Annotated in this window: 21 protein-coding genes; 6 read left to right on the top strand and 15 right to left on the bottom strand. The window is 67.4% G+C overall.

The window, feature by feature from the left end; translation table 11 throughout:
• Nucleotides 1-11: 11 nt before the first annotated feature.
• The 5 genes from KW835_RS01425 to KW835_RS01405 all read right to left on the bottom strand — a co-directional run bounded on the left by KW835_RS01425 (nt 12) and on the right by KW835_RS01405 (nt 6579).
• Nucleotides 12-1496: an NCS1 family nucleobase:cation symporter-1 gene (locus KW835_RS01425; protein ID WP_218380495.1), complete on the bottom strand. Its 1485-nt coding sequence runs from the start codon at nt 1494-1496 to the stop codon at nt 12-14.
• A 219-nt stretch (nt 1497-1715) separates the two neighbouring features.
• Complete coding sequence (locus tag KW835_RS01420; protein ID WP_218380494.1) at nt 1716-2426, bottom strand: GntR family transcriptional regulator; 711 nt, start codon at nt 2424-2426, stop codon at nt 1716-1718.
• Between the two features lie 27 nt (nt 2427-2453).
• Nucleotides 2454-4298 carry a methyl-accepting chemotaxis protein gene (locus KW835_RS01415; protein ID WP_218380493.1) on the bottom strand — a complete coding sequence of 615 codons (1845 nt, stop codon included), beginning with the start codon at nt 4296-4298 and terminating at the stop codon, nt 2454-2456.
• 133 nt (nt 4299-4431) lie between these two features.
• Nucleotides 4432-5271 carry a transporter substrate-binding domain-containing protein gene (locus tag KW835_RS01410; RefSeq protein ID WP_218380492.1) on the bottom strand — a complete coding sequence of 280 codons (840 nt, stop codon included), beginning with the start codon at nt 5269-5271 and terminating at the stop codon, nt 4432-4434.
• A 27-nt stretch (nt 5272-5298) separates the two neighbouring features.
• Nucleotides 5299-6579, bottom strand: a complete 1281-nt coding sequence (locus KW835_RS01405) for a C4-dicarboxylate transporter DctA (protein ID WP_218380491.1) — start codon at nt 6577-6579, stop codon at nt 5299-5301.
• A gap of 204 nt (nt 6580-6783) precedes the next feature.
• Between KW835_RS01405 and KW835_RS01400 the strand changes: the two genes are divergently transcribed.
• Nucleotides 6784-8124: a glycerate kinase gene (locus KW835_RS01400; RefSeq protein WP_218380490.1), complete on the top strand. Its 1341-nt coding sequence runs from the start codon at nt 6784-6786 to the stop codon at nt 8122-8124.
• A 291-nt stretch (nt 8125-8415) separates the two neighbouring features.
• Here KW835_RS01400 and KW835_RS01395 read toward each other — a convergent pair whose 3' ends face one another.
• A complete protein-coding gene (locus tag KW835_RS01395) occupies nt 8416-9345 on the bottom strand; it encodes a LysR family transcriptional regulator (RefSeq protein ID WP_218380489.1) in 930 nt (309 codons plus the stop codon).
• Between the two features lie 153 nt (nt 9346-9498).
• On the opposite strand from KW835_RS01395, the gene gcl reads away from it, so the two are divergent.
• The 3 genes from gcl (at nt 9499) to glxR (ending at nt 13216) form a co-directional block, all read left to right on the top strand.
• Nucleotides 9499-11289, top strand: coding sequence for a glyoxylate carboligase (gcl, locus tag KW835_RS01390; RefSeq protein WP_218380488.1), 1791 nt, complete (start codon nt 9499-9501; stop codon nt 11287-11289).
• A 183-nt stretch (nt 11290-11472) separates the two neighbouring features.
• On the top strand, nt 11473-12252 hold the full coding sequence (hyi, locus tag KW835_RS01385) for a hydroxypyruvate isomerase (protein ID WP_218380487.1): 780 nt from the start codon (nt 11473-11475) through the stop codon (nt 12250-12252).
• A gap of 49 nt (nt 12253-12301) precedes the next feature.
• Nucleotides 12302-13216 carry a 2-hydroxy-3-oxopropionate reductase gene (gene glxR / locus KW835_RS01380; protein WP_218380486.1) on the top strand — a complete coding sequence of 305 codons (915 nt, stop codon included), beginning with the start codon at nt 12302-12304 and terminating at the stop codon, nt 13214-13216.
• A gap of 109 nt (nt 13217-13325) precedes the next feature.
• On the opposite strand, the gene ggt is transcribed toward glxR, so the two are convergent.
• The 5 genes from ggt to KW835_RS01355 all read right to left on the bottom strand — a co-directional run bounded on the left by ggt (nt 13326) and on the right by KW835_RS01355 (nt 20288).
• Nucleotides 13326-15113 (bottom strand): gamma-glutamyltransferase, encoded by a 1788-nt coding sequence (gene ggt, locus KW835_RS01375; RefSeq protein WP_218380485.1) that lies wholly within the window; start codon nt 15111-15113, stop codon nt 13326-13328.
• A 481-nt stretch (nt 15114-15594) separates the two neighbouring features.
• Nucleotides 15595-16830, bottom strand: coding sequence for an ArgE/DapE family deacylase (locus KW835_RS01370; RefSeq protein ID WP_218380484.1), 1236 nt, complete (start codon nt 16828-16830; stop codon nt 15595-15597).
• A complete protein-coding gene (gene uraD, locus KW835_RS01365) occupies nt 16827-18605 on the bottom strand; it encodes a 2-oxo-4-hydroxy-4-carboxy-5-ureidoimidazoline decarboxylase (RefSeq protein WP_218380483.1) in 1779 nt (592 codons plus the stop codon). Before uraD ends, KW835_RS01370 begins: the two co-directional genes overlap by 4 nt.
• A gap of 2 nt (nt 18606-18607) precedes the next feature.
• Nucleotides 18608-19591 (bottom strand): allantoinase PuuE, encoded by a 984-nt coding sequence (puuE, locus tag KW835_RS01360; RefSeq protein ID WP_218380482.1) that lies wholly within the window; start codon nt 19589-19591, stop codon nt 18608-18610.
• 28 nt (nt 19592-19619) lie between these two features.
• Nucleotides 19620-20288, bottom strand: coding sequence for a GntR family transcriptional regulator (locus KW835_RS01355; protein WP_218380481.1), 669 nt, complete (start codon nt 20286-20288; stop codon nt 19620-19622).
• A 91-nt stretch (nt 20289-20379) separates the two neighbouring features.
• Here KW835_RS01355 and uraH point away from each other — a divergent pair, with 91 nt between their 5' ends.
• Nucleotides 20380-20730 (top strand): hydroxyisourate hydrolase, encoded by a 351-nt coding sequence (gene uraH, locus KW835_RS01350; RefSeq protein ID WP_218380480.1) that lies wholly within the window; start codon nt 20380-20382, stop codon nt 20728-20730.
• A 98-nt stretch (nt 20731-20828) separates the two neighbouring features.
• Here uraH and KW835_RS01345 read toward each other — a convergent pair whose 3' ends face one another.
• A complete protein-coding gene (locus KW835_RS01345; RefSeq protein ID WP_370633563.1) occupies nt 20829-21377 on the bottom strand; it encodes an energy transducer TonB in 549 nt (182 codons plus the stop codon).
• 70 nt (nt 21378-21447) lie between these two features.
• Between KW835_RS01345 and xdhC the strand changes: the two genes are divergently transcribed.
• The gene (gene xdhC, locus KW835_RS01340; RefSeq protein ID WP_218380479.1) at nt 21448-22290 is read left to right on the top strand and encodes a xanthine dehydrogenase accessory protein XdhC; all 843 of its coding nucleotides are present in this window, start codon (nt 21448-21450) and stop codon (nt 22288-22290) included.
• 237 nt (nt 22291-22527) lie between these two features.
• Here xdhC and KW835_RS01335 read toward each other — a convergent pair whose 3' ends face one another.
• The 3 genes from KW835_RS01335 to araD all read right to left on the bottom strand — a co-directional run bounded on the left by KW835_RS01335 (nt 22528) and on the right by araD (nt 26065).
• The gene (locus KW835_RS01335; RefSeq protein WP_218380478.1) at nt 22528-23514 is read right to left on the bottom strand and encodes a tripartite tricarboxylate transporter substrate binding protein; all 987 of its coding nucleotides are present in this window, start codon (nt 23512-23514) and stop codon (nt 22528-22530) included.
• Nucleotides 23515-23608: 94 nt separating this feature from the next.
• Complete coding sequence (locus KW835_RS01330) at nt 23609-24319, bottom strand: ribonuclease activity regulator RraA (RefSeq protein WP_218380477.1); 711 nt, start codon at nt 24317-24319, stop codon at nt 23609-23611.
• A 15-nt stretch (nt 24320-24334) separates the two neighbouring features.
• Nucleotides 24335-26065 (bottom strand): L-arabinonate dehydratase, encoded by a 1731-nt coding sequence (gene araD, locus KW835_RS01325; protein WP_218380476.1) that lies wholly within the window; start codon nt 26063-26065, stop codon nt 24335-24337.
• Nucleotides 26066-26112: the final 47 nt, after the last annotated feature.

Genomic DNA, 26112 nt, shown 5'->3' with positions numbered 1-26112 from the left:
TGTTCTTTCTTTCAGTTTTTTCGGTTCAATGCCAGGTAGATGACGAAGCCCAGCCCCATGCCGATGAACCAGGCATAGTTGGCGGCAGGCCGCAGCACAGGCACGAACACGCACAGGATGGGCGCCAGGGCCGCGGGGACGAGCGTCCAGACGGCCCGCGGGTTGTAGCCCTTGCTGTACCAGTAGGCGCCCCGGCTGTTCATGGTGTAGAGGTCGTCCACCAGCACCTGCTGGCGGCGCACGATGTAGTAGTCGGCGATCAGGATGCCGAACAGCGGGCCGATGAAGGAGCCCAGCACGTCGAGCGTGTAATGGATCACCTCGGGGTTGTTGTACAGATTCCAGGGCGTGATGAAGATCGAGCCCACGGCGGCGATCATGCCGCCCGTGCGCCAGCTGATGTGCTGGGGCGCCACATTGGAGAAATCGAACGCGGGCGACACGAAGTTGGCCACGATGTTGATGCCCACCGTAGCGATCATGAAGGTCAGCGCGCCCAGCACCACGGCGGTGGTGCTGTCGATCTTGCCCACGGTGTGCACGGGGTCGGTGATCAGCTCGCGGAACACCGGCACCGTGGCGGCGGTGGTGACCACCGTCAGCAGCGAGAAGAACACGAAGTTGACCGGCAGGCCCCAGAAGTTGCCCTTCTTCACTGCGTCGAAGCTCTTGCCGTAGCGCGAGAAGTCGCCGAAGTTGAGCATGGGCCCGCTGAAGTAGCTCACCACCAGCGCAATGGCCGAGAGCATCACCGGCACTGCATCCCAACCCTGGAACTTGATGCCGCCCAGGTTCAGGTCGATGTTTTTCCAGCCTGCCTTCCACACCAGCCAGCCGCACAGCACCGCCATCACCACATACACCGCCGGGCCGGCCCAGTCGATGAACTTGCGGATGGCCTCCATGCCGTGCCAGAACACCAGCGCCTGCAGCACCCACATCACCATGAATGCGACCCAGCCCAGCGTGGACAGGCCTGCAAAGCCATGCTGCGTGACGTCCGCGTACGGGGCCAGGCCAGGAAGGAAATGCAGCGTGAGCAGCAGGAAGGCGCCGGATGCGAGGTAGGTCTGGATGCCGTACCACGCCACCGCGATCAGCCCGCGGATGATGGCGGGGATGTTGGCCCCCAGCACGCCAAAGGACGCGCGGCAGATCACCGGGTAGGGCGTGCCCGTCACCTGGCTGGGCTTTGCCACCAGGTTGCAGAAGAACTGAACGATCACGATGCCCACCAGCAGCGCCACCAGCACCTGCCAGCTCGACAGGCCCAGCGCGAACAGGCTGCCCGCCGTGATGTAGCCGCCCACGCTGTGCACGTCGGACATCCAGAACGCGAAGATGTTGTACTGGCCCCAGGTCTGGCGCTTGAGCGGTGCCAGGTCCTCGTTGGTCAGCCGTGGGTCATAGCCCGGCTTGATCAGGGCATTGCCATGGTGGGGGCCGGCGGGCTCGGTGCCCGCCGTCAAGGGTGTGCTGCTGACGGCTGTGTTCACGGGTGTCTCCTCGTGTGGAAAAGGATGGAATCCGGGCATCTTCGGCCTGGGTAATTTTGTACCCTATATTTGTATACAAAAAATGAGTGCAATAAAACGCCGCTCGCACAGGAATTTCCAGGGGTTTACCCGCAGGCTGGCGAAGGCGCGCAAAAAGAAAGCCGCCCGGGCTGTGTGGCCGGGGCGGCTGGAAAACCGTGAACTGGGGGGAGTGGGAGGTCAGCTCTCCGTGCTCGTGCTCGTGCCCGTGCCCGTGCGCGGCCCCGGCAGCGGGCTGAGCGAATCGCGCAGCCGGTCGCGCACCAGCGGCTCGTCATGGTTCAGCGCGGCTTCGACGTGGCCGATGTGGGACAGCAGCCGTTCGCGCGCCAGGGCCGTGTCACCGGCTTCCAGTGCCTCGACGATGGCCGCGTGCTCGGCGCACGACTGGCTGGCCTCGTGGCGCGACTGGTAGAGCGACGCCGCCAGCGTGGTGCGCGCCGTGAGGTCGCGCAGGATGTCGCTCAGGCTGCGATGGCCCATGGCCTCGGCCAGGCACACATGGAAGTCGGCCAGCAGAAAGGCGCGCGTGGCCGCGTCCGCCCCGTCGATGGCCTGCTGTTCTTCGGCGATGTGGGCACGCAGACGCGGCGTGACCGACTGCAGCGGGCGCCCCGCATCCGCCAGGATGCCCGACTCGATGATGCGCCGGGCCGAGAACGCGTCGCGCGCGTCGTCCACCGACGGCTCCACCACGTACCAGCCGCGGCGCGGGCGCACTTCGACAAAACCGCGCGCCTGCAGCTGCATCAGCGCTTCGCGCACGAGAGTACGGCTCACACCGAACAGATCGGCCAGCTCCTGCTCGCCCAGCCGTTCGCCGGGCGAGAGTTTCTGGGCCAGGATGGATTCGACCACCTGCTGTGCGATCTGGTTGGGGCTGATGCTCATTGGAGGCAGTGGGTGTGGGCAGGGGCGTCAGCGCGGCAGCGCCAGGCGCGGGTTGGAGGAAGGGGCGGCTGTGTCGCCGTCGAGCTTGAAGCCCGCCACCGTGTGCGCAAGGTGGTGGGCCTGTTCGTTCAGCACGGAGGACGCTGCGGTGGATTCTTCCACCAGGGCAGCATTTTGCTGTGTCGCGCGGTCCATCTCGGCGACGGCCTGGTTGATCTGGCCGATGCCGGCGCTCTGCTCGTTCATCGATCCGTTGATCTCGCCGATGATCTGCGCCACGTGCTGGATGTCCCGCACGATCTCGCCCATGGTCTTGCCCGCGGCCTGCACGCGCTGCGTGCCTGTGGCCACACTGGCTCCGGAGGCGTCGATCAGCGCCTTGACCTCCTTGGCGGCCGTGGCGCTGCGGTGAGCGAGGCTGCGCACCTCGCTGGCGACAACGGCAAATCCTCGGCCGTTCTCGCCGGCGCGGGCCGCCTCCACCGCCGCGTTCAGCGCGAGGATGTTGGTCTGGAAAGCGATGGAGTCGATCACGCCGATGATCTCGCCGATCCTGGCAGATGCGGCGGTGATCTCGTCCATCGTCGACACCGCGCCCGCAACCACCTCGCCGCCCCGCGTGGCCGTGGCGCTGGCCGAGTTGGCCAGCTGCGCCGCGCGCGCGGCGGCCTCGGCCGACTGCTGGACGGTGATCGTGAGCTCGGAAAGCGAGGCCGATGTCTGCTCGATCGCGCTGGCCGAGCCCTCGGTGCGGTTGGACAGGTCCTGGTTGCCGGCCTTGATCTCATCGGTGGCGGTCTTCATGGACTCCACGCCCTGGCGCACGTCCTGCAGCACGGTGCCGATCTTCTCGACAAAGCTGTTGAACGAGCCCGCGATCTGCGCCACTTCGTCTCGCCCGTTCACCGGCAGGCGGTGTGTGAGGTCGCCGCTGCCCGTGCCCACTTCGTCCATGGCGTCGCGCACCTGCGACAGACGGCGAAACGACTGCGCGGTGAGCACGGCCGTGGCGCCGGCAGCCGCCAGCACCAGCAGCACGATGGCGATGGCCGAGGTGCGGGCTACCTGGCCCAGACCCTTCATGGCCTCGGCCTTGTCCAGTGCCACCACCAGCAGCCAGTCGGTGCCCTGCACGGGCAGCGCGCGCAGCAGCTTGGGGGTGCCATTGAGGTCTGCTTCCAGCGAATGGCTGGCGCTCTGCAGCGACGACACCACGGCGGGCGTGAGCGCGGCAGAGACTTCCGCGACGGGCTTGAGCATGCGTTTGCCGTCGGGGTGGGCCAGCACCAGCCCGTCCTTGTCGATCACGAAGCCCAGGCTGCTGGGCGTGGGGTGCACCGCGGCCACGACCTCCTGCACGCCCTTGAGCGGCACTGCGCCGCTGACCGCGCCCTGCGCCGTGCCGCCGCGCAGGATGGGCGCGGCGAACGAGACGAAGGGCTCGCCGGTGGAGGCGTCGCCATAGGGCTTGGTCACCACCAGCTTGCCGGCCTGCAGCGCGGTCTTGTACCAGGGGCGGGCGGTGGGGTCGTAGGTGGGGGGTGTGCTGGCGCTGCTCGACACCCAGCTCTTGTCCTGCCAGCCGCCCGTGGTCACCGGGAAGCCGCCGGCCTGGTTCATGTGCAGCACCAGGCCCTTGGGGTCGCCGGGCTCGACCACTGCCGCCGTCGCCGTCACGGCCGTGGCCTTGGCCGCCACCCATTTCTCGATGGCGAGCGTATTGCCCGAGGCGATGGCGGCCAGGTTGTCCTCTATGGTCTGCAGCGTGGCCGAGCGCACGATGGTGTAGGTGGCGGCACCCGTGAGCGCGAGGGCCGTGGTGACGGCTGCGGTGGTGATGAGCAGGATGCGGGTGCGAAGCGAGGTGATCATGGGGGTGCTGCCTTGGCCGGGGAGAGGGACGGAGCGGTGGGGGTGGCTGTGGGTAGCGTCGAACCTGTGCACTGCGTGTTGCTCAGGGGATTGCGGCCGGGTGGCGGTTTAGCGGATGCTGCTGCGCGCAGTCTCAGCCTTTGCCGTCTTTGAACATGTCCGGTGACAGGCTGTGCTTGAACCAGTGCATCGCGTTGACCATGAGCGCCTGGGACGACCGGGCCTGGGCCAGGAACGCGTCCACCCGCGCCAGCAGGCGCGGTTCACCCTTGCGCACGCCGATGTGGCAGGGGCTTTGCCGCAGCACCGCGACCCGGCGTACGCGCTCGCGGAGGGCGGTGTCGGGGATGGATTCGGCCACGACGTTGCCCGCCGCGAACGCATCGATGGTGCGGCGCACGTAGGCATCGAGCAGGGGCGCCGAGCTGTCGAACGTCACGGCCGTCGCATGCGCTGCCTGGGCCTTGAGTTCGGTTTCTTCGAGGCTGCCGCGTACCACGCCCACGCGGCGTCCCTTGAGCGCGGCCAGGTCGGCCAGTCCCGCGCCGGAGTCGCCAAAGACGCCCATGTAGGTGGGCGCGTAGGCCGTGGAAAAGTCGATCTCGCGCTCGCGCTCGGCGGTCTTGCCCAGGCTGGCGATGACCAGGTCCACCCGGTCCTCGCGCAGCGCCGCCAGGCGATCGCCACTGGCCACGGGCAGGGTCTTGAGCGACACGCGCAGGTCGCCGGCCAGCATGCGGGCCACTGCGATGTCAAAGCCGTCCAGCACGCCGTTCTTCGTGAAACCGAAGGGCGGGAACTCCTGCGGCACGGCCACGCGCAGCACGCGGCTCTTGAGGATGCGTTCGAGCTGGTCCGGTGCATCGCCCTTGCCCTGTGCGGCGGCAATGCCCCAGCCCAGCGTGCACAGGGCCGCCGCGCCTGCGATGGCGCTGCGCCGGGTGGGATGGAGGGAGAGGAATGGCTGGGCCATGGTGGTGCCTCGCGTGGCGCGTTGGGTTTACTTCTGCAGCGGCGCAACGGCCTGGCCGTCCAGCACGGCATGGGCGCGCTCGCGGTCGATGTCGCCTTCCCACGCGGCTATCGCCACCGTGGCCACGCAGTTGCCGATCAGGTTGCCCAGGGCGCGGGCGATGCCCATGAACCAGTCCACCGACAACACCAGCACCAGCCCGATGGCCGGGATGGCCGGAATGGCGTGCAGCGTGGCCGCCAGCACCACGATGGCCGAGCCCGGCACGCCGTGCGCGCCCTTGGAAGTGACCAGCGAGATCGCCAGGATGGTCAGCAGGTCGGTCATGGTGATGGGAGTGTTGGTGGCCTGCGCGATGAACACGGCCGCCAGCGTGATGTAGATCGAGAACGCGTCCAGATTGAACGAGTAGCCCGTGGGAATCACCAGGCCCACGGTCGAGTCGCGGATGCCCATGTGCTTGAGCTTGGCCATGATCTGGGGCAGCACGCTGTCTGACGACGTGGTGGCGAACACCACGGCCAGCTCTTCGCGCAGGTAGCGCAGCAGCTTGAACAGGCTGAAGCCCGACACCCGCATGATGAGGCCCAGCACCACCACCACGAACAGGAACACCGCCGCATAGAACAGCACCACCAGCATGCCCAGCTGCTTGAGCGAGCCGATGCCGTACTTGCCCACCGTGAACGCAATGGCGCCCAGCACGCCCAGTGGCGCCAGCTTGATGATCAGGCCCATGGTCTTGAACAGCACGTGCGACAGGTCTTCGATGAGGCTGGTGATGCGCGCGCCGCGCTCGCCCAGCAGCGCCAGCGCGCAGCCGAAGATGATGGAGAACAGCAGCACCTGCAGCACGTCGCCGGTGGCGAACGCGCTCACTGCGGTGGTGGGGATGAGCTTGAGCAAGAAGTCGCTGAAGCCGCCGCCCGTGAGCTTGCTGGCGTTTTCCGCATAGGCGCCCATGGCCTTGGGGTCCAGCGCCTTGGGGTCCACGTTCATGCCCACGCCGGGCTCGAACCAGAACGCGAGCACCAGGCCCAGCACCAGCGCGATGGACGTGACCACCTCGAAGTAGATCAGCGACTTGACCCCCACCCGGCCGACCCGCTGCAGGTCGCCCGTGCCAGCGATGCCGTGCACCACCACGCAAAACACGATGAGCGGGATCAGCATCTTGATGAGCTTGATGAAACCGTCGCCCAGCGGCTTGAGCTGCACGGCCGTGTCCGGCCAGAGCAGCCCGACGGCCACGCCGGCAATCAGGGCCAGGATCACCCGGCCGAACAATGAGTTGAGGAAGCGGAGCATGGGAACCCTTTGACGAAGGAAAGGAGAAATTGGCACTGCGATCAATCTTGCATACAAGAAATGTAGGCAAGTGTTGCGCACCAGGACATAGGGTTATCCCCGCATAGCCACGGAGCCGCCGGGGCCGGGGCGGTTGAAGTTCTTTTGACTTTTGCGTGCGGTATCGGCCAGGCGGGTGCCGCACAATCGCCCGCGGAGACCACCATGACCAGCAACGACAAAGTGCCCGATCCCGTACGCCAGAGCGGCGAGTTCCTTGAATACCTGTACCGCGTGGCCGTGCGCCGCGCGCTGCCCTTGCACAACACGGCGGCCTTCCTGCCCGCCCCGCCCAGCCCCGAGAGCGGCGGACGCACCCTGGTGCTGGGCGCCGGCAAGGCCGGTGGCGCGATGGCCCAGGCGGTGGAAGCGCTGTGGCCGGCCGACGCGCCGCTGTCGGGCCTGGTGGTGACGCGCTACCACCACACCCCGCCCCGGCCGGAAGGCCTGCCGCAGCGCATCGAGGTGGTGGAGGCAGCGCACCCCGTGCCCGACGCGGCGGGCCTGGCCGCCGCAGAACGCATCCTGGCGCTGACGCAGGGCCTCACGGCCAACGACCTGGTGCTGTGCCTGATCTCGGGCGGGGGCTCGGCCCTGCTCACCCTGCCGGCCGATGGCCTCACGCTCGAGGACAAGCAGCGCATCAACAAGGCGCTGCTGGAGAGCGGCGCAGCCATCGATGAAATGAACTGCGTGCGCAAGCACCTCTCGCGCATCAAAGGCGGGCGACTGGCGGCGGCCTGCGCACCCGCGCGCGTGGTCACGCTCACCATCAGCGACGTGCCGGGCGACGACCCCTCGGTCATCGCCAGCGGCCCCACCGTGCCCGACGCCACCACCTGCGCCGACGCGCTGGCCATCCTGGCGCGCTATCACATCGACATCCCGACCAGCGTGCGCGCTGCGCTGCAGGCCGGTGATCTGGAAACCCCCCAGCCCGGCGACGCCGTCTTCGCAGGGCACGCCGTGCACATGACGGCCACGCCCCAGCAGTCGCTGGAGGCAGCGGCCGAGGCCGCGCGGGCGGCGGGCGTGCCGGCCTACATCCTCTCCGACGAGATCGAAGGCGAATCGCGCGAGGTGGGCAAGGTGCACGCCGCGCTGGCACGGGCCGTGGCGCGGCACGGCCAGCCGTTCGCCCGGCCCTGCGTGATCCTCTCGGGCGGCGAGACCACCGTCACGGTGCGGCCGCGCGCACCGGGCGCTGCCAAGGGCCGGGGCGGCCGTGCGGGCGAGTTCTGCATGGGGCTCGCGCAGGCGCTGCAGGGCCAGCCGGGTGTGTGGGCCCTCGCTGCGGACACCGACGGCATCGACGGCGTGGAAGACAACGCGGGCGCCCGCGTGGCCCCCGACACCCTGGCGCGTGCTGCTGCGCAGGGCCTGCGCATAGCGGATTGCCTGGACCGCAACGATGCGTACGGCTACTTCGATGCGCTGGGCGACCTGGTCATCACCGGGCCCACGCACACCAACGTCAACGACTTCCGGGCGATCCTGATTTTGTAGCGGGTGGTGCTGGCTGCGCCTGGGCTGCAGGGCGATAAGGTCCAGGGTTTTGGGCTGGCGCTGTGCCTGATCCTGACCCCTCTCCCGCAAGAGGAGAGGGAGCTTCAGGGGCGCAGCGACTGCAAGGGCTCTGGCGACGGCCACGCCCGCCGCAAGGCGGCTCATTCGGCCAAGACCTCGCAAGCATCGCCAGCGTCCCGGTTTGACTCCCTCTCCCCTCGCGGGAGAGGGCTGGGGAGAGGGGGTCTTCAATCAGGGCGAAACCTCGTCGTCTCCCAACCCCTCCCTCCCTCACTTCCTCGCCGCCCCCTCGCGCGGCAACGACGCCACCCATTCCTTGCCAAACCGCCCCTGCAAAAACGCGACGAACGCCTGCACCTTCTGCGGCACCAGGCGCGGCGACGGGTACACCGCGTGAATCTCCTGCTCGGGCAGGCGGCAGGTCTTGAGCACCTCGACCACACGCCCGGCGGCCAGCGACTCCACCGCCACGTAGTGCGGCAGCGCCGCGATGCCCATGTGCGCGCGCGCCGCCGCCAGCAGCGCGGAGAGGTTGTTGGACCGCAGCCGCCCCGTGACGGGCACCGACACCGCCTCGCCGCTCGCATTGCGCAGCCGCCACAGGTCGTTGCCCTGCACGCTGCTGTAGATCAGCGTGGCGTGGTCCTTCAGGTCCGACGGCCGGCGCGGCGTGCCGTGGCGGCGCAGGTAGGTGGGCGAAGCCACCAGCACCCACGGGTTCATGCCCAGCGTGCGTGCGCCCAGGGCCGAGTCGGCCAGCTTGCCCAGGCGGATCGCCACGTCGATGCCGTGGGCCACCAGGTCGGTGTAGCGGTCCTCGAAGCTCAGGTCCAGATGCACCTGTGGGTTCTGCGCCATGAACTCCAGCGCCAGTGGCACCACCACGCGCCGCCCGAAGGCCACAGAGCTGCCCACGCGCAGCTGGCCGTGCACCTGGGTCTGGCGCACGCGCACCACGCTCTCGGCTTCGGCCACGTCGGTCACGATGGCCTTGCACTTCTCGTAGTACAGCGCGCCGGGCTCGGTCAGGCTCACGCCGCGTGTATTGCGGTTGAGCAGCCGCACCTTCAGGTGTGCCTCCATCGCTGCCACCTGCTTGGTCACCGTGGGCTGCGTGGTGGCGAACTCGCGGGCCACCTTGGTGAAGCTGCCGGTCTCCACCACGCGCACGAACATTTCCATGGCATCGAGTCGGTCCATTGTTTTTACCTCCTTGCAGCGCATGGTGCAGCGGCTTTGCGCTGCGGCTTATTCCTGTGTGGAATAAATTTTATGGTCTGCCGCCACCTTCCGCCGAAAAGGGTGCTTGCCTAGAGTTGCCACATCAACGACCCCAACCGAAGGAGATGTGCAATGCCAAGAATGAAGGCCATCGAGGCCGCCGTGAAGGTGATGGAGAAAGAGGGTGTGAGCGTCGCATTCGGCGTGCCCGGCGCGGCCATTAATCCGCTGTACGCGGCGCTGAAGGCGCATGGCGGCATCGGCCACATCCTGGCGCGCCATGTGGAGGGCGCGAGCCACATGGCCGAGGGCTACACCCGAGCCGTGGCTGGCAACATCGGCGTGTGCATCGGCACCAGCGGCCCTGCCGGCACCGACATGATCACCGGCCTGTACTCGGCCAGTGCGGATTCCATCCCCATCCTGTGCATCACCGGCCAGGCGCCGCGCGCCCGCCTGCACAAGGAGGACTTCCAGGCCGTGGACATTGCCAGCATCGCCAAGAGCGTGACCAAGTGGGCCACCACGGTGCTGGAGCCCGCCCAGGTGCCGCAGGCGTTCCAGCAGGCCTTCCACCTCATGCGCTCCGGCCGGCCCGGGCCGGTTCTGATCGACCTGCCCATCGACGTGCAACTGGCCGAGATCGAGTTCGACCCCGACACCTACGAGCCCCTGGCGCCCTACAAGCCCGCCGCCACGCGTGCGCAGATTGAAAAAGCACTGGGCATGCTGAACGACGCCGAGCGTCCGCTGATCGTGGCAGGCGGCGGCATCATCAACGCCGATGCCTCCGACCTGCTGGTGCAGTTCGCCGAGGTGCTGGGCGTGCCGGTGATCCCCACCCTCATGGGCTGGGGCTGCATTCCGGACGACCATCCGCTCATGGCCGGCATGTGCGGCCTGCAGACCAGCCAGCGCTACGGCAACGCCAGCATGCTCGCCAGCGACTTCGTGCTGGGCATCGGCAACCGCTGGGCCAACCGGCACACGGGCTCGGTCGAGGTGTACACCCGGGGCCGCAAGTTCGTGCACGTGGACATCGAGCCCACGCAGATCGGCCGCGTGTTCGCGCCGGACTTCGGCATCGTCTCCGACGCGGGCGCCGCGCTCAGGCTCTTCGTCGAGGTGGCGCAGGAATGGAAGTCCACGGGGCGCCTGAAGGACCGCAGCGGCTGGGCGGCTGAATGCCAGGGCCGCAAGCGCAGCGTGGACTACCTGCGCAAGACCCATTTCGACAGCGTGCCCATGAAGCCGCAGCGCGTGTACCAGTGCATGAACCGCGCGCTGGGCAAGGACGTTTGCTATGTTTCCACCATCGGCCTGTCGCAGATCGCGGGCGCGCAGTTCTTGCATGTGTACCAGCCGCGCCACTGGATCAACTGCGGCCAGGCCGGACCGCTGGGCTGGACGGTGCCCGCTGCCCTGGGCGTGCGCATGGCCGACCCGGCGCGCAAGATCGTGGCGCTGTCCGGTGACTACGACTTCCAGTTCATGATCGAAGAGCTGGCCGTGGGCGCGCAATTCAAGCTGCCGTACATCCACGTGCTCGTCAACAACAGCTACCTGGGCCTGATCCGCCAGGCGCAGCGCACCTTCAGCATCGACTACTGCGTGCAGCTCGCGTTCGACAACGTGAACATGCCCGAGGGCGAGGTGGCGCGCGGCTACGGCGTTGACCACGTGAAGGTGGTCGAAGGCCTGGGCTGCAAGGCCATCCGCGTGCACCGGCCCGAGGAGTTCGCGCCCGCCATCGCCCAGGCCGAGGCCTGGATGGCCGAGCACGCGACGCCCGTGGTGATCGAGGTGATCCTGGAGCGCGTGACCAACATCGCCATGGGCACCGAGATCGACAACATCGTCGAGTTCGAGGAGCTGGCCACGCAGGCGGCCGACGTGCCGAGTGCGCTGGCGGTGCTGGATTGAGGCGAACCCCTCCGTTCAGCCTGAACCTGTCGAAGGCCTTCTCGGGCCGCTACCCGTTCAGCCTGAGCTTGTCGAAGGCTGCCCCAGTGCCCCGGCTTCGACAGGCTCAGCCCGAACGGAAAGTGGTGTAGCCCGATCCTCGACGCAAACCGTTTTTTGATTCATCGTCACGGAGACTTTCCCATGCCCCGCTTTGCTGCCAACCTCAGCATGCTGTTCACCGAGGTGCCTTTCATCGACCGCTTCGAGCGCGCTGCCCGCGCCGGATTCGAAGCCGTGGAATTCCTCTTCCCCTACGCCCACACCCCCGAGGAACTGCGCGCACAGATTGACGCACACCACCTGCAGATCGTGCTGCACAACCTGCCAGCAGGCGACTGGGACGCGGGCGAGCGCGGCATCGCCTGCCACCCAAATCGCATTGCCGAGTTCCGCTCCGGCGTGGCCCGGGCCATCACCTATGCCCAGGCGCTGGGAGTGCCGCAGCTCAACTGCCTGGCCGGAAAGGCGCCCGCAGGCGCGGACGCCGCCTTGCTGCGCCGCACCCTGGTCGAGAACCTGCGCTTTGCGGCCACGGAGCTGAAGGCAGCCGGGCTGCGCCTGCTGATCGAGCCCATCAACCCGTTCGACATCCCGGGCTTCTACCTGACCCGCACGGACCAGGCGCTGGACATCCTGGACGAAGTGGATGCCAGCAACGCCTATGTGCAATACGACATCTACCACGCGCAGCGCACCGAAGGCGAACTGGCCGCCACGCTGCAAAAGCACCTGCCGCGCATCGGCCACGTGCAGGTGGCCGACAACCCGGGGCGCCACGAGCCGGGCACGGGCGAGATCAACTACCGCTACCTGTTCGCGCACCTGGACCGCATCGGATACGACGGCTGGGTGGGTTGCGAGTACCGGCCTGCACGTACCACGGACATCGGCCTGGGGTGGCGCACGGCGCTTACCGCATGAGCCACCACCCACAGATGTACGAAACGACACAACAGAAGGAAAAAAGAACATGACCGAAACCCCCCTCAAACTCGGTTTCATCGGCCTGGGCATCATGGGCGCGCCCATGTGCGGCCACCTCATCGCGGCGGGCCACCAGCTGTACGTGCACACGCGCGGCCGCGTGGCGCCGCAGATCGCACAGAGCAGTGCCACGCAGTGCACCACGGCACGCGGCGTGGCCGAGCGGGCCGACATCATCATTCTGATGCTGCCCGACACACCGGATGTGGAGAAGGTTTTGTTCGGCAACGACGGCGTGGCCCAGGGATTGAAAGGCAGCGCGTCCAAGGTGGTGGTGGACATGAGCTCCATCTCGCCCGTGGCCACCAAGGACTTCGCGGCGCGCATCGAGGCCCTGGGCGCGCAGTATCTGGACGCCCCCGTTTCGGGCGGCGAGCTGGGCGCGAAGAACGCCACGCTGTCCATCATGGTCGGCGGCCCTGAGGCGGTGTTCGAGCGCATCAGGCCGCTGTTCGAGCGCCTGGGCAAGAACATCACCTTGGTGGGCGGCAACGGCGACGGACAGACCGCCAAGGTGGCCAACCAGATCATCGTCGCCCTGAACATCGAAGCCGTGGCCGAGGCGCTGCTGTTTGCCGCCCGCGCAGGCGCCGACCCGGCACGCGTGCGCCAGGCGCTGCTGGGCGGCTTCGCATCGTCCAAGATCCTGGAGGTGCATGCCGAGCGCATGATCAATCGCACGTTCGAGCCGGGCTTTCGCATCGGCCTGCATCAGAAGGATTTGAACCTCGCCCTGTCGAGTGCGCGGGCTCTGGGTGTGCCGCTGCCCAACACGGCGATGGCGCAGGAGCTGTTCAACGCCTGCGTGGCGCACGGCGGCCAGGGCTGGGACCACTCGGCGATGGTGCGGGCGCTGGAGAAGATGGCGAATTTTGAGATCGGCCAGGCGTCGCCGGCCTGACACGGGCGGGCACAAAAAATCCCGCTGGCCTCTCGGTGAGCGGGATCTGAGTTGAATTGGCCGCTACCGCTTGTCTATAAAGCGCCAGCAGCTATCAAATATGTAGCAATCAATACCCCAGCGTCTTCCCATCCGGGTTGCGCGGGTCCGAGTAGCCATACAGCGCGCCGCCGCGGATCTGGATGGTCTGCGTGCGGCCCATCGAGGGCTTCACCGCGATGTTGTGGCCGCGTTGCTTGAGCAGGGCCAGGGTGTCGGGCGAGAGGCCCTTTTCCACGCGCAGCTCATCCGGCGTCCACTGGTGGTGCACGCGGGGTGCGGCAGCGGCTTCGGCGGGGTTCATGCCGAAGTCGATGGTGTTGACCACCGTCTGCAGCACCGTGGTGATGATGCGTGCACCGCCGGGGCTGCCCGTCACCAGGGTGGGCTTGCCGTCTTTCAGTACCAGGGTGGGCGTCATGGACGACAGGGGGCGCTTCTTGGCTGCGACGGCGTTGGCGTCGCCGCCGACCAGGCCGTAGGCGTTGGCCACGCCAGGCTTGGCCGAGAAGTCATCCATCTCGTTGTTGAGCAGGATGCCCGTGCCCTTGGCCACGATGCCGCTGCCGAAGTTGGTGTTGAGCGTGTACGTCACGGCCACGGCGTTGCCGGCCTTGTCCACCACGCTGTAGTGGGTGGTCTGGTCGCTCTCGTATGGCTGGGGTTGGCCGGGCTTGATGCTCTTGCCGCTGCGCGCGGTGTTGGCGTCGATGCCCTTGGCCAGTGATGCGGCGTAGCGCTTGGAGGTCAGGCCCTTCAAGGGAATCTTCACGAAGTCCGGGTCGCCCAGGTATTCGGCGCGGTCGGCGTAGGCGAGCTTCATGCTCTCGGCCATGTAGTGGATGGTCTGCGCGCTGTTGGGGCCCCATTGGGCAAGCGGCAGGGGCTCCAGCATGTTCAGGATCTGCACCAGGTGCGGGCCGCCGGAGGAGGGTGGCGGCATGGTCACGATCTCATAGCCACGGTAGGTGCCGCGTGTGGGCACGCGCTCTGCCACCTTGTATTCGCGCAGGTCCTGCAGCGTCAGGGCACCGGCGTGCGGCGCCATTTCGGCCGCGATCTTCTGGGCGATCTCGCCTTCGTAGAAGGCCTTGGCGCCTTGCTGGCCGATCAGTCGCATGGACTGGGCCAGGTCTTTCTGCACCAGCGGGTCGCCTACCTTCAGGGGCTCGCCGTTCTTCCAGAAGATGGCCTGGGTGGCGGGCCAGTTGCCCATGTTCTTCTTTTCCTGCTGCAGGATCTTGGCGAGCGTTTCGCTCACCGGGAAACCCTTGTCGGCCAGTTCGATGGCGGGGGCGATCACGCGCGACAGGGGCAGGGTGCCCCAGGTCTTGAGCGCATGCTCCATGCCGGCCACGGTGCCGGGCACTCCCACGGCGTAGTGCGTGTACAGCGACTTGCCGTCCACCACGTTGCCCTTGGCATCGAGGTACATGTCGCGCGTGGCCTTGATGGGCGCCACTTCGCGGAAGTCCAGGGCCACGCTCTTGCCGGTCTTGGCGTCGTGCACGACCATGAAGCCGCCGCCGCCCAGGTTGCCCGCGTTGGGCAGGGCCACGGCCAGCGCAAAGCCGATGCCCACGGCGGCGTCCACCGCGTTGCCGCCGGCCTTGAGGATGTCGAGGCCAATCTGCGAGGCCAGTTCCTGTTCGGTGGCGACCATGCCATTGCGTGCCACCACCGGGTGGAACACATCCATGTCGAAGTCGTATGCGGCGCTGGCGGCCTGGGCCGAGGCTGTCTGCTGTACGGCCGGCGCGGGCGCGGCGGTGGCGGCAGGCGGCGTGCTGCCGCAGGCAGTGAGGCTGGCCAGGGCCAGCGCGACGCTGCCGGCCAGCAGCGTTTGGCGAATGTTCATTGCAGAACTCCTTGTTGGTGGATGGGGGTGCTACGAAAAGAAAACGCGAACCGGTTCAAAATTGAACGGACGCCTCCATCGTGTGGAGGCGCCCGTGACAGTGTAGGCCGGCCCAAGGGTTGCCTGACCCATCGCGCCATGACTTTGCTGCGCGCAAGTGATGCGCACGCTGCATTAAAGGGACTTACGCAGGATGCCCAGCTGCTTTCAAGCATATAAAACCGATGCCGCCGAGCCTGTCGACGTCCGGCGCAAGGCTTCGACAGGCTCCGCCCGAACGGTATGGGGTGTTGAATGACTGAACGCGGATGCGCGTGAGATCGCCGGAGCGCTTCAGGCTCCAACAAATGGACCAAGCAAACCACCGTTCACGCTGAGCTTGTCGAAGCGCCGCGCAGGGCTTCGACAGCCCGGCACGAACGGTAGCGGTTGCTGCGTGATTGAAAGCGAATCCGCAGGGGATCGCCAAGCCGTTCCAGGCTCAGGCCAGCAGATCGCTCAGGGTGCGCGCGATGACCTTGGTGGCGCGGCGCAGGTCTTCGAGCTGCAGGCGCTCGTCGGCGCGCTTGGCGTGTGATTCGAGCACGGTGCGCGGGCCTGCGCCGTAGATCACGCCGGGGATGCCGCGCTCTACATACAGACGCACATCGGTGTACAGCGGCGTGCCGACGGCCGGCAGGGGCTCGCCGATCACGGTGTGGGCGTGCTTCTGGATCGCGTCGACCAGAGGCTTGTTGCCGGCCAGCGGCGTCATCGCGTTGGCCAGCAGCAGGCGCTTGATCTCGACGCTGATGCCGGCTCGTTCGCCCGCAGCCTGCTCGATGATGCGGCGGATGGCGGCTTCGACCTCCACCGGGTTCTCTTCGGGGATCATGCGGCGGTCGAGCTTGAAGGTCACCTTGCCGGGCACGACGTTGGTGTTGGTACCGCCTTCGATGCGGCCGACGTTCAGGTACGGGTGCTTGATGCCCGCCACGTTGGACGTGATCCTCGTGTACTCGCCGTTTTGCGCATACAGCGCGTTCAGGATGTGCACCGCGCCCTGCAGCGCGTCCACGCCGGTGTGGGGCACGGCGGCGTGGGCCATCTTGCCGTGCACGGTCACTTCCATCTGCAGGCAGCCGTTGTGGGCGGTGACCACCTCGTAGCTGAAGCCGGCGGCGATCATCAGGTCGGGCTTGGTCAGCCCTTTTTGCAGCAGCCAGCCGGGGCCGAGTTCGCCGCCGAATTCCTCGTCGTAGGTGAAATGCAGTTCCACCGCGCCCCGGGCGGGCTTGGCGACGGCTTCCAGCGCGCGCACCGCGAAGGTGAAGCTTGCGAAGTCGCTCTTGCTCACGGCCGTGGCGCGGCCGTACATGGCGCCATCGACGATCTCCGCACCGTAAGGGTCGTGCGTCCAGCCTTCGCCGGGGGGCACCACATCGCCGTGTGCGTTCAGGGCGATGGTGGTGCCGCCGCTTCCGTAGGGCCTGCGCACGATGAGGTTGGTGATGGACTCCATGCCGTAGGCCTGCACGTCTGCGGCCGGTACTGCGTGTTTTTCAGCGGTGTAGCCGAACTCGGTCAGCAGCTCGGCCGTGCGTTCGGCGTGGGGGGCGTTGTTGCCGGGCGGGGTGTCGGTGGGCACGCGCACCAGGGCCTGCAGAAAGCGCACTTCCTCGTCGAAGTGCTGGTCGATCCAGGCGTCAAGAGCGGCGTAGTTGTTGGGGGTTGTCATGGTTGTTGTTCCTCTGCAAGTTGGCGCAGGACCTGGGTGAAGGCGTCCACGGCCAGCTGCATGTCGTTGTTGGTGGTGGATTCGAGCGGGTTGTGGCTGATGCCGGAGTTCAGGCCGCGCACGAAGAGCATGGCCTGGGGCATGATTTCATGGAGTTTCATCGCGTCGTGGCCGGCGCCGCTGGGCATGCGGAACACGGGCACACCCAGGGCATCGACGGCGCGCTCCCACTGGTGCTGCCATGCGGGCGCGCTGGGGGCTGCGGCAGCGCGCATGGATTCCTCCAGCGTGTAGCGCAGGCCGCGCCGGGCCGCAATCTTTGCAAGCTGCTCCTTCACGTCGCTCACCAGCGCGTCGCGCTGGGCGTCGGTGGGTGCGCGCAGGTCCAGGCTGAATTGGCAGCGGCCCGGCACCACGTTGATGGAGCCCGCGGGCACCTGCAGCTGGCCGATGGTGCCGACCGAGTCGCCGTCCTGCGCGGCGCGCTGCTCCACATACAGCGCCAGCTCCGCCACGGCCACGGCTGCGTCGCGGCGGCGGTCCATGGGGGTGGTGCCGGCGTGGCTGGCGGTGCCGATCATCTCGCACAGAAAACGCACGCTGCCGTTGATGGAGGTGACGACGCCCAGGGGCAGGTCCAGCTCGTTGAGCACGGGGCCTTGTTCGATGTGCACCTCGATGAAGCCCAGGTACTGCGCGGGGTCGCGCTTGAGCTTTACGATGTCATCGATGCACAAACCCGCGTGCTGCATGGCCGCGCGCATGGTCACGCCGTCCACATCCTTCTGGTCGAGCCAGGCGGGGTTGAAGTCTCCGATGAGCGCGCCCGAGCCCAGGAACGTGGCCTTGTAGCGCTGGCCTTCTTCTTCGGCAAAGCCCACCACCTCGATGCCGAAGGGCAGGCGTTTGCCGGCGCGGTGCAGCTCGCGCACGCAGGCCATGGGCACGAAGATGCCCAGGCGGCCGTCGTACTTGCCGCCGTTGCGCACGGTGTCGTAGTGGCTGCCGGTCATGAGGTAACGCGCGCCTTCCGTGGCGGGGTGGTAGCGCCCCACCACGTTGCCCACGGCGTCCACTTCCACTTCGTCAAAGCCGCAGTCGCGCATCCAGTGGCTGATGCGCTGGGCGCAGGCGCGGTGCGCGTCGGTGAGGTAGGTGACGGTGAGCTGGCCCTTTTCGGCAAAGCCCGGGTCGGAGTGTTCGGCGAGTTTCTCCTGCCAGTCCCATACGTCGTTGCCGAGCACGGGCTCGGTGGCGAACTTGTCGTTCAGGCGGATCTCGGCGATGCGGTGGATGTTGCGCAGGGCCTCGGCCAGCTCGAACTCGGGGTGGTTGTCCAGGCGCCGCGCAAAGGTGTCGATGATCTCCTGCTTGGTCAGGCCCGTGCCGCGCGGCCCGCGCACCGCCAGGATGAACGGGAAGCCAAAGCGCTCGTTGTATGCGGCATTGAGCGACTGGATGCGCGCGAACTCTTCAGGCGTGCACTGCGTGAGGCCCGCCTTGCTCTGCTCGTTGGTGGACTCGGCCGTGAGATTCTTCGCCACCATGGCCTTGCCCGCCAGTTCGGGGTGGGCGCGGATCAGCGCGAGCTGCGCGTCCTGCCCCGCCGTGCGCACGACCTGCGCCAGCGCGTGCTGCAGGTGGGCCTGCGAGCGGAAGGGGCGCTGCGCCAGCGCCTGCTCGGCGATCCAGGGCGAGTGCTCGTACAGGCCGTCCAGCAACTGCAGGGCCTCGGCACTGCTGGCGGCGTTGAGTTGTTCCAGGGTCAATGCCATTCTCAGCCTGCTTTCTGTGAAGGGTAGGGGTGTGCCTGTTTCCAGTGGCGCGCGATGTCGATGCGCCGGCACACCCACACGTTGCTGTGCTGCTGGATGTGGTCCAGGAAACGCTGCAGCGCCGTGATGCGGCCGGGGCGGCCCAGAAGGCGGCAGTGCATGCCGATGCTCATCATCTTGGGTGCGTTGTCGCCGGCCGGGTCGCCCTCTGCATACAGCGCATCGAAGGTGTCCTTCATGTATTGGTAGAACGGGTCCGCGTGCGAGTAGCCCTGCGGCAGCGCAAAGCGCATGTCGTTGCAGTCGAGCGTGTAGGGCACGATGAGCTGGGGCACGGTGGCTCCATTGCTTTTCTTCACGTCCATCCAGAACGGGAGGTCGTCGCCGTAGTAGTCGCTGTCGTATTCGAAGCCGCCGAAGTCGGCCACCAGGCGGCGGGTGTTGGGGCTGTCGCGGCCGGTGTACCAGCCCAGTCCGTGCACATGGCCTTCCGAGCTTCCTCTGGGGCCGGTCATGCGCTGAATGATCTCCATGGCCTCGGCCATGTGGGCGCGCTCGACCTCTTCGGGCACGTGCTGGTAGTGGATCCACTTGAGGCCGTGGCAGGCGATCTCGTGGCCCAGTTGCACGAAGGCCTGCGTCAGCTCGGGGTGGCGCTGCAGCGCGCTGGACACGCCGAACACGGTGAGGGGCAGCTTGCGCTTTTCGAACTCCCGCAGGATGCGCCACACGCCGGCGCGCGAGCCGTACTCGTAGATGCCTTCCATGCTCATGTGCCGCTCGGGGTAGCTCGCGGGGTTGAACATTTCGGACAGGAACTGCTCGCTGCCCGCGTCGCCGTGCAGCACGGAGTTCTCGCCGCCTTCTTCGTAGTTGAGCACGAACTGCACGGCAATGCGCGCGCCGCCCGGCCACTGCGCGTGGGGTGGCGTCTTGCCGTAGCCGATGAGGTCGCGGGGGTAGGGCTGGGTGGAGTCGTAGATCATGGGCGTCTCGCGGATTCAGGGTGTCATGTCAGGTGCCGAGCGCGGCGGCCAGGTCGCTGGCCGGGCGCTTGCGGTCGAAAGTCAGGCTGGCCTCCACGTGTTCCAGGTGGGACTGCATGAGCGAGACGGCCAGTGCCTCGTCGCGCGCGGCCAGTGCGGCAACGATGTCGCCATGCTCCTCGTGGGAGTGTTCGGCGGCGCTCGCCGACTGGTACATCAGCGTGATCAGGGCACAGCGCGAGATCAGGTCGCCCAGCATCTGCGCCAGCACCTCGTTGCCCATCAGCTCGGCCATGCGCACGTGAAAGTCTCCCAGGAGCTCGGTGCGGCTGCTGGGGTCGGCGGTGCCCATGGCTGTCTTCTCGCTCGTCACGTGGGCGCGCAGGGCCTTGATCTTGGCGGGGGTCACGCTGCGCACGAAAGCGCGGGTCATCTCGGTCTCGAGCATGCGGCGCACGGCGAACACCTGGCGGGCTTCTTCCACCGAGGGGGTGGAAACAAAGGCCCCGCGCGCGGGCTCCAGCGTGACCAGCCGGTTCTGCGCCAGCTGGAACAGGGCCTGGCGCACCAGCGTGCGCGACACGCCGAAGTGGTCGGCCAGTTTCTGCTCGGCCAGCTTGGTGCCCGGTTGCAGGCGGTGCTCCACGATGGCGCGGGTCAGCGCCTCGACAATCGCACTGGTGGATGAAGATTCCATGGCTGCATGATAGGTGGATTGGCTAAAAGTGTATACACTTTTGGTCTACAGGTCGCGCTTTTCCGGCCTGCTTCCTTCAGGAGAATCCCCAATGGGCTTGAGCACTCATGTTCTGGACACGATGCACGGCTGCCCCGCCGCCGGCATGGAAGTGGCGCTGTACTCCACGGATGGCGACAACGCCACGCTGATCAAGCGCCTGGTGTTGAACCACGACGGCCGCACCGATGCGCCGCTGTTCGACAACGCCAGCCTGCGCACCGGCACCTACCGGCTGCGCTTTGGTGTGGCCGGCTACTTCAAGGCGCGGGGCGTGGAGCTGCCCGAACCCAACTTTCTGAACCAGGTGAGCCTGGACTTCGGCATTGCGCACACCGACCAGCACTACCACGTGCCGCTGCTGGTGAGCCCGTGGAGCTACTCGACGTACCGGGGGTCGTAGGCGCTATCGAATCGATGGCTGGTGGCGCTTGGAGTGCGAGGATTTCAGGCGGAAATAGCCTGAAATCCAAGATGGACCAGCGCGACCTGCTATCTTTTTCAGAGCTGTCCTTCGGTCAAGGTATCCAGCTGGAACTTGCCGCTCTTGTCCCATAGCCAGGTCTCGGTGTAGGTGACCTTGCCCAGGCGCGTGGGGGCCGGGAAGGGGGCCGCAGCGCGCACCGTGCGCTCGATTTCCTTGACCACCTCGGGGGCGTGACGCGGGGCGCGCAGCCAGTGGATGCGGTTGACCTTGCCGGTGCGGTCGATGTCCACTTCGAGCACGCCGATGGCATACAGCTGCGGGGGCAGCTTGCCCTTGAAGATGCGTTCGCTGTTCAGGCCATACAGGTGGGTGGCGCCGTCCTGGCGGTAGGCTTTGGAAGTGGCGGCGGCCGAGACGCGTGCCGAGCCTGCGGCGGCAGGTACGGGGCCCTTCACGCCGGGGGTTTCCGGGGTCGATGGCGAGCGGCTTTCTGGCTCGGGCGTGGGGGTTGGCTCGGGCCCTGACCTGCAGGCAGCCACCAGGGCCGCGCCTGCGGCCATGATGCCTGCCAGCAGCCAGTGGGTGCGCTTGCCGGAGGGGCTGGGGGGCGGAGTGTCGGACATGGTGGACTGGCTCGTGGTGGTGGGCCGCAGACGCTGTTCAGGCCGTGCGGCCGGGCGCAATGAAAGGACGATGGCGGTGGAACACTTGCGTTGGTTGCTGGAGGGCCTTGCGGACGGCCCAGCCTGCCTGGTCAGGGTGGAGTCTACCCAAGGGTCCGTGCCGCGTGAACCCGGGGCCTGGATGGCCGTGTTCGCCGACCGGATTGTGGCCACCATCGGCGGCGGGCACCTGGAGCACCAGGCCATCGCCGAGGCGCGTCGGCGGCTGGCCGGTATCCCGCCGAGCAGTTCAGCACCGGTGCGGTTCGCGCTCGGACCTGCGCTGGGCCAGTGCTGCGGCGGTGTCGTGTATCTGGCGTTCGAGCTGCTGACCGCCACTGACGTGCCCACGCTGGCCGAGCGCCTGGCGCCCCGCCTGCACCCCGTGGCCTTGTTCGGCGGCGGGCATGTGGGGCATGCGCTGGCGCGGGTGCTGGCGCCGCTGCCGTTCGCGCTGACCTGGATCGACAGCCGCGACGGGATCTTTCCGCAACCGGCGCCGGACGGCGTGGCCTGCGAACATTCCGACCCGGTGCAGATGGCGGTGCCGGGCCTGGCACCCGGCACCCGCGTGCTGATCATGAGCTTCAGCCACGCCGAAGACCTGGACGTGGTGGCCGCCTGCCTGCGCCGCCAACGCGAGCGGCAGGATCTGCCCTTCATAGGCCTCATCGGCAGCAAGACCAAGTGGGCGACCTTCTCCAACCGCCTGCACGGACGCGGTTTTGCGCCGGACGAGATGGCGCAGGTCACGTGCCCGATAGGCGTGCCGGGCATAGAGGGCAAGGAGCCGGAAGTGATAGCTGTGGCGGTGGCTGCGCAGTTGCTGCAGACGCTGGCAGTGCCCACCAGTGCGCAGCCCCGTCCAGGTTGATTCCGAAAAGTACAAGAAAAATTGCCTGATCAGCCACTTATCCCAGATTCCGACGGCCTTCACACCCTCTCCCGCGAGGGGAGAGGGTGTGAAGCCTGAGCGCCGCTGCTGGTGCACAGGCTGATGTCCTCATCTGAGATACGTACCCAATCAGGAGGAATGGGCGCCTACCGCCTGTCCTGTATGGAATGTTTGCTACTTAAGGAATAGCAATCATGATGGGGCCTCCAGCGCTTCTCACTCCGCCGTCGCTCCCGATTTCTTCACCAGCGCGGCCCAGCGCGGGATCTCCTTGGCCATGTGGTCGCGCAGCTCCTCGGGCGTGCTGCCCACGATCTCCATCGCCAGTTGATCCGTCAGCTTCGCTTTCACATCGGGCTGCTTCAGAGCCTTGACGATCTCGGCGTTCAGCCGCTGGATGATGGGCCGGGGCGTGCCCTTGGGGGCATAGATGGCCTGCCAGGACGACATCTCGAAGCCGGGGATGCCCGACTCGATCATGGTCGGCAGCTCGGGCGCGATGGTGATGCGCTGGCCCGTTGTCACGGCCAGCAGCTTGAGCTTGCCGGCCTTGACCAGTGGCAGCGCGGCGGTGAGCTGGTCGAACATGAAGGGCACCTCGCCTGCGGCCACGTCGGTCATGGCGGGGGGCGTGCCCTTGTAGGGCACGTGGGTGAGCGGCACGCCGATCAGGTCGGCCAGCATCTCGCCCGCGAGGTGGGTCGATGTGCCCGCGCCGGACGACGCGAACATGCGCTTGCTCGGGTCCTTCTTGAGCAGCGCGATCAGGTCGGCCACCGAGTTCACGCCCAGCTGGCCGTTGACGATGAGCACGTTGGGCAGGCGTGCCACGAGCGTGACGGGCTCGAAGTCCTTCATGGGGTCGTAGGGCAGCTTCTTGTACAGGCTGGCGTTGATGGCGTGCGTGCTGATGGTGCCGCCGAATAGCGTGTAGCCGTCGGGCGCGGCCTTGGCTACGTAGGCCGCTCCGATCCCGCCGGCCTGGCCGGGCTTGTTCTCCACCACCACGGATTGCTTCAGGCTCTCCTGCAGCTTGTTGGCCACGGTGCGGCCCACGATGTCGGTGGAGCCGCCTGCCGTGAAGGGCACCACGTAGGTGATGGGCTTGGCGGCGGGCCAGTCCTGGGCCTGGGCGTGCGGGGCGCCCAGCAGGGCGAGCGTCAAGGCCAGCAACGGGGCTGCGGCGCGGTGGATGGGGGGCATGGTCTTGTCTCCGGTTTGTGGGTGAAGGTCGGGCGCCGTGGCGTTTTTTCGCTCTTGGCGGGCAGCCCGATTGGCTCAGGGTGCTAACACGGTGTCAGCGGCCGTTGCCGGCGCGCCAGGCGGCGAAGTCGTTGCGCGCCTGTTCGTCGGTGGGCGGGTACAGGCCGATGATGGAGCGGCCCGCGAGCACCTGCTCCTGCACGAAGTCCTCGAACACGGTCATCTCGGCGGCCTCGGCGGCGACTTCGTCCGCCAGGTGCGCGGGGATCACGATCACGCCTTCGGCGTCGCCCACGACCACGTCGCCGGGGAACACGGGCGCATCGCCGCAGCCGATGGGGCCGTTGATCTCGATGGCCTCGTGCAGCGTGAGGTTGGTGGGGGCGCTGGGCCGCGCGTGGTAGGCGGGCATGCTGTATTGGGCGATGTCGGGGCTGTCGCGAAAGCCGCCGTCGGTGACCACGCCGGCCACGCCGCGCTGCATGAGGCGCGCCACCAGGATGCCGCCGGCCGAGGCGGCACGCGCGTCCTTGCGGCTGTCGATGACCAGCACCGCACCCACGGGGCATTGCTCCACCGCCACGCGCTGGGGGTGGTCGCGGTTCTGGAAGACGCCGATGGGGTTGCGGTCCTCCCGCGCAGGCATGTAGCGCAGCGTGAAGGCCTCGCCCACCATGTTGGGCAGGCCAGGGTTCAGGGGCTGCACGCCCTGGATGAACTGGTTGCGCAGGCCGCGCTTGAAGAGGGCAGTGCACAGCGTGGCGGTGCTGACCTTCATCAGCAGCGCGCGGGTGTCGGGGGTCATGGGTAGAAGCTCCGTTCAGAAAATATCGGGTTCCGGAACCGCCTTGCCGAAGGTGGTTTCCAGGAAGTCGAAGTCGCAGCCCTCGTCGGCCTGCAGGATGTGTCGGCCGAACATCCAGCCGTAGCCGCGCTCGTAGCGGGGAGGCGGCGGCGTCCAGGCGCTGCGGCGCGCGGCGAGTTCGTCGTCGGTGATCTCCAGGTGGATGGTGCGGGCCGGCACGTCCACCGTGATGCGGTCGCCCGTGCGCACCAGGGCGAGCGGGCCGCCCACCGCGGCCTCGGGCGAGCAGTGCAGCAGGCAGCCGCCGTAGCTGGTGCCGCTCATGCGTGCGTCGGACAGGCGCAGCATGTCCTTGACGCCCTGTTTGAGCAGCTTGGTGGGGATGGGCAGCATGCCCCATTCGGGCATGCCGGCACCGCGCGGGCCGGCGTTGCGCAGCACCAGGATGTCGTCGCCCGTGACGTCGAGGTCCGGGTCTTCCACCGCCCTCTTGAGCGAGGGGTAGTCGTCGAACACCAGCGCGCGGCCCGTGTGGCGCAGCAGGTGCGGCGCGCAGGCGCTGGGCTTGATGACCACGCCGTCGGGCGCGAGGTTGCCGCGCAGCACGGCCAGCGCACCTTCGGCATAGATGGGGTTGTCGATGGGGCGGATCACGTCGTCGTGGTAGACCTCGGCGCCCGCGATGTTCTCGCCCAGGGTCTTGCCGTTCACGGTGAGCGCGTCGGTGTGCAGGTGGCCGCGGATGCGCTCCAGCAGGGCGCGCAGGCCGCCTGCGTAGAAAAAATCTTCCATCAGGTAGGCGTCGCCGCTCGGCCGGATGTTGGCGATCACTGGCACGCGGCGGCTGGCTGCGTCGAAGTCGGCCAGGTCCACCGCGTGCCCCGCGCGGCGCGACATGGCGATCAGGTGAATGATGGCGTTGGTCGAGCAGCCCATGGCCATCGCGCAGGCGATGCCGTTCTCGAAGTTTGCGCGGGTGAGCATCTTCGCGGGCGTGAGGTCGTCCCACACCATCTCGACGATGCGGCGGCCGCACTCGGCGCTCATGCGCACATGGTTGGCGTCGGCGGCCGGAATGCTGGACGCGCCGGGCAGCGTTAGGCCCACGGCCTCGGCAATGCCCATCATGGTGGCGGCCGTGCCCATGGTCATGCAAGTGCCGTGGCTGCGCGCGATGCCGGCTTCCATCTCGCTCCACGCCTGGTCGGACAGGCGCCCGGCGCGGCGCTCGTCCCAGAACTTGAAAGCGTCCGACCCCGAGCCCAGTACCTTGCCGCGCCAGTTGCCACGCAGCATGGGGCCGGCCGGCAGGTAGATGAAAGGCAGGCCCATGCTGAGCGCGCCCATGGTCAGGCCCGGCGTGGTCTTGTCGCAACCGCCCATCAGCACCGCGCCGTCCACCGGGTGGCTGCGCAGCAGCTCTTCGGTTTCCATCGCGAGGAAGTTGCGGTACAGCATGGTGGTGGGCTTGACCATGCTCTCGCTCAGCGAGATGGCCGGCAGCTCCAGCGGAAAGCCGCCCGCCTGCAGGATGCCGCGCTTGACATCGTCCACCCGCTGCTTGAAGTGCGAGTGGCATTGGTTGGCGTCGCTCCAGGTGTTGATGATGGCGATGACGGGCTTGCCCATCCAGTCGTCGTAGCCGTAGCCCATCTGCAAGACGCGCGAACGGTGGCCGAAGGAGCGGAAGTCGTCAGCAGCGAACCAGCGGGCGCTGCGCAAAGAATCTGGGGTGCGTCGGTTCATTGTGGTGCATTAAAACACTAATATATTACTCGTGCAATGCGAGAATC

Source organism: Acidovorax sp. sic0104, assembly GCF_019219095.1.
Taxonomy (GTDB): Bacteria; Pseudomonadota; Gammaproteobacteria; order Burkholderiales; family Burkholderiaceae_C; genus Acidovorax.
This window is presented reverse-complemented; position numbering and strand designations above follow the sequence as displayed.

Excerpts from the sequence above, each read along its gene's own strand:
- gcl (WP_218380488.1), top strand. The coding sequence starts at position 9,499 with ATGCCAAGAATGAAGGCCATCGAGGCCGCCGTGAAGGTGATGGAGAAA.
- KW835_RS01355 (WP_218380481.1), bottom strand. The coding sequence starts at position 20,288 with ATGGAATCTTCATCCACCAGTGCGATTGTCGAGGCGCTGACCCGCGCC.
- KW835_RS01370 (WP_218380484.1), bottom strand. The coding sequence starts at position 16,830 with ATGACAACCCCCAACAACTACGCCGCTCTTGACGCCTGGATCGACCAG.
- uraD (WP_218380483.1), bottom strand. The coding sequence starts at position 18,605 with ATGGCATTGACCCTGGAACAACTCAACGCCGCCAGCAGTGCCGAGGCC.
- ggt (WP_218380485.1), bottom strand. The coding sequence starts at position 15,113 with ATGAACATTCGCCAAACGCTGCTGGCCGGCAGCGTCGCGCTGGCCCTG.
- puuE (WP_218380482.1), bottom strand. The coding sequence starts at position 19,591 with ATGATCTACGACTCCACCCAGCCCTACCCCCGCGACCTCATCGGCTAC.
- KW835_RS01335 (WP_218380478.1), bottom strand. The coding sequence starts at position 23,514 with ATGCCCCCCATCCACCGCGCCGCAGCCCCGTTGCTGGCCTTGACGCTC.
- KW835_RS01410 (WP_218380492.1), bottom strand. The coding sequence starts at position 5,271 with ATGGCCCAGCCATTCCTCTCCCTCCATCCCACCCGGCGCAGCGCCATC.
- xdhC (WP_218380479.1), top strand. The coding sequence starts at position 21,448 with ATGGCGGTGGAACACTTGCGTTGGTTGCTGGAGGGCCTTGCGGACGGC.
- araD (WP_218380476.1), bottom strand. The coding sequence starts at position 26,065 with ATGAACCGACGCACCCCAGATTCTTTGCGCAGCGCCCGCTGGTTCGCT.
- KW835_RS01330 (WP_218380477.1), bottom strand. The coding sequence starts at position 24,319 with ATGACCCCCGACACCCGCGCGCTGCTGATGAAGGTCAGCACCGCCACG.
- KW835_RS01405 (WP_218380491.1), bottom strand. The coding sequence starts at position 6,579 with ATGCTCCGCTTCCTCAACTCATTGTTCGGCCGGGTGATCCTGGCCCTG.
- glxR (WP_218380486.1), top strand. The coding sequence starts at position 12,302 with ATGACCGAAACCCCCCTCAAACTCGGTTTCATCGGCCTGGGCATCATG.
- KW835_RS01415 (WP_218380493.1), bottom strand. The coding sequence starts at position 4,298 with ATGATCACCTCGCTTCGCACCCGCATCCTGCTCATCACCACCGCAGCC.
- uraH (WP_218380480.1), top strand. The coding sequence starts at position 20,380 with ATGGGCTTGAGCACTCATGTTCTGGACACGATGCACGGCTGCCCCGCC.
- KW835_RS01420 (WP_218380494.1), bottom strand. The coding sequence starts at position 2,426 with ATGAGCATCAGCCCCAACCAGATCGCACAGCAGGTGGTCGAATCCATC.
- KW835_RS01345 (WP_370633563.1), bottom strand. The coding sequence starts at position 21,377 with ATGTCCGACACTCCGCCCCCCAGCCCCTCCGGCAAGCGCACCCACTGG.
- KW835_RS01400 (WP_218380490.1), top strand. The coding sequence starts at position 6,784 with ATGACCAGCAACGACAAAGTGCCCGATCCCGTACGCCAGAGCGGCGAG.
- hyi (WP_218380487.1), top strand. The coding sequence starts at position 11,473 with ATGCCCCGCTTTGCTGCCAACCTCAGCATGCTGTTCACCGAGGTGCCT.
- KW835_RS01395 (WP_218380489.1), bottom strand. The coding sequence starts at position 9,345 with ATGGACCGACTCGATGCCATGGAAATGTTCGTGCGCGTGGTGGAGACC.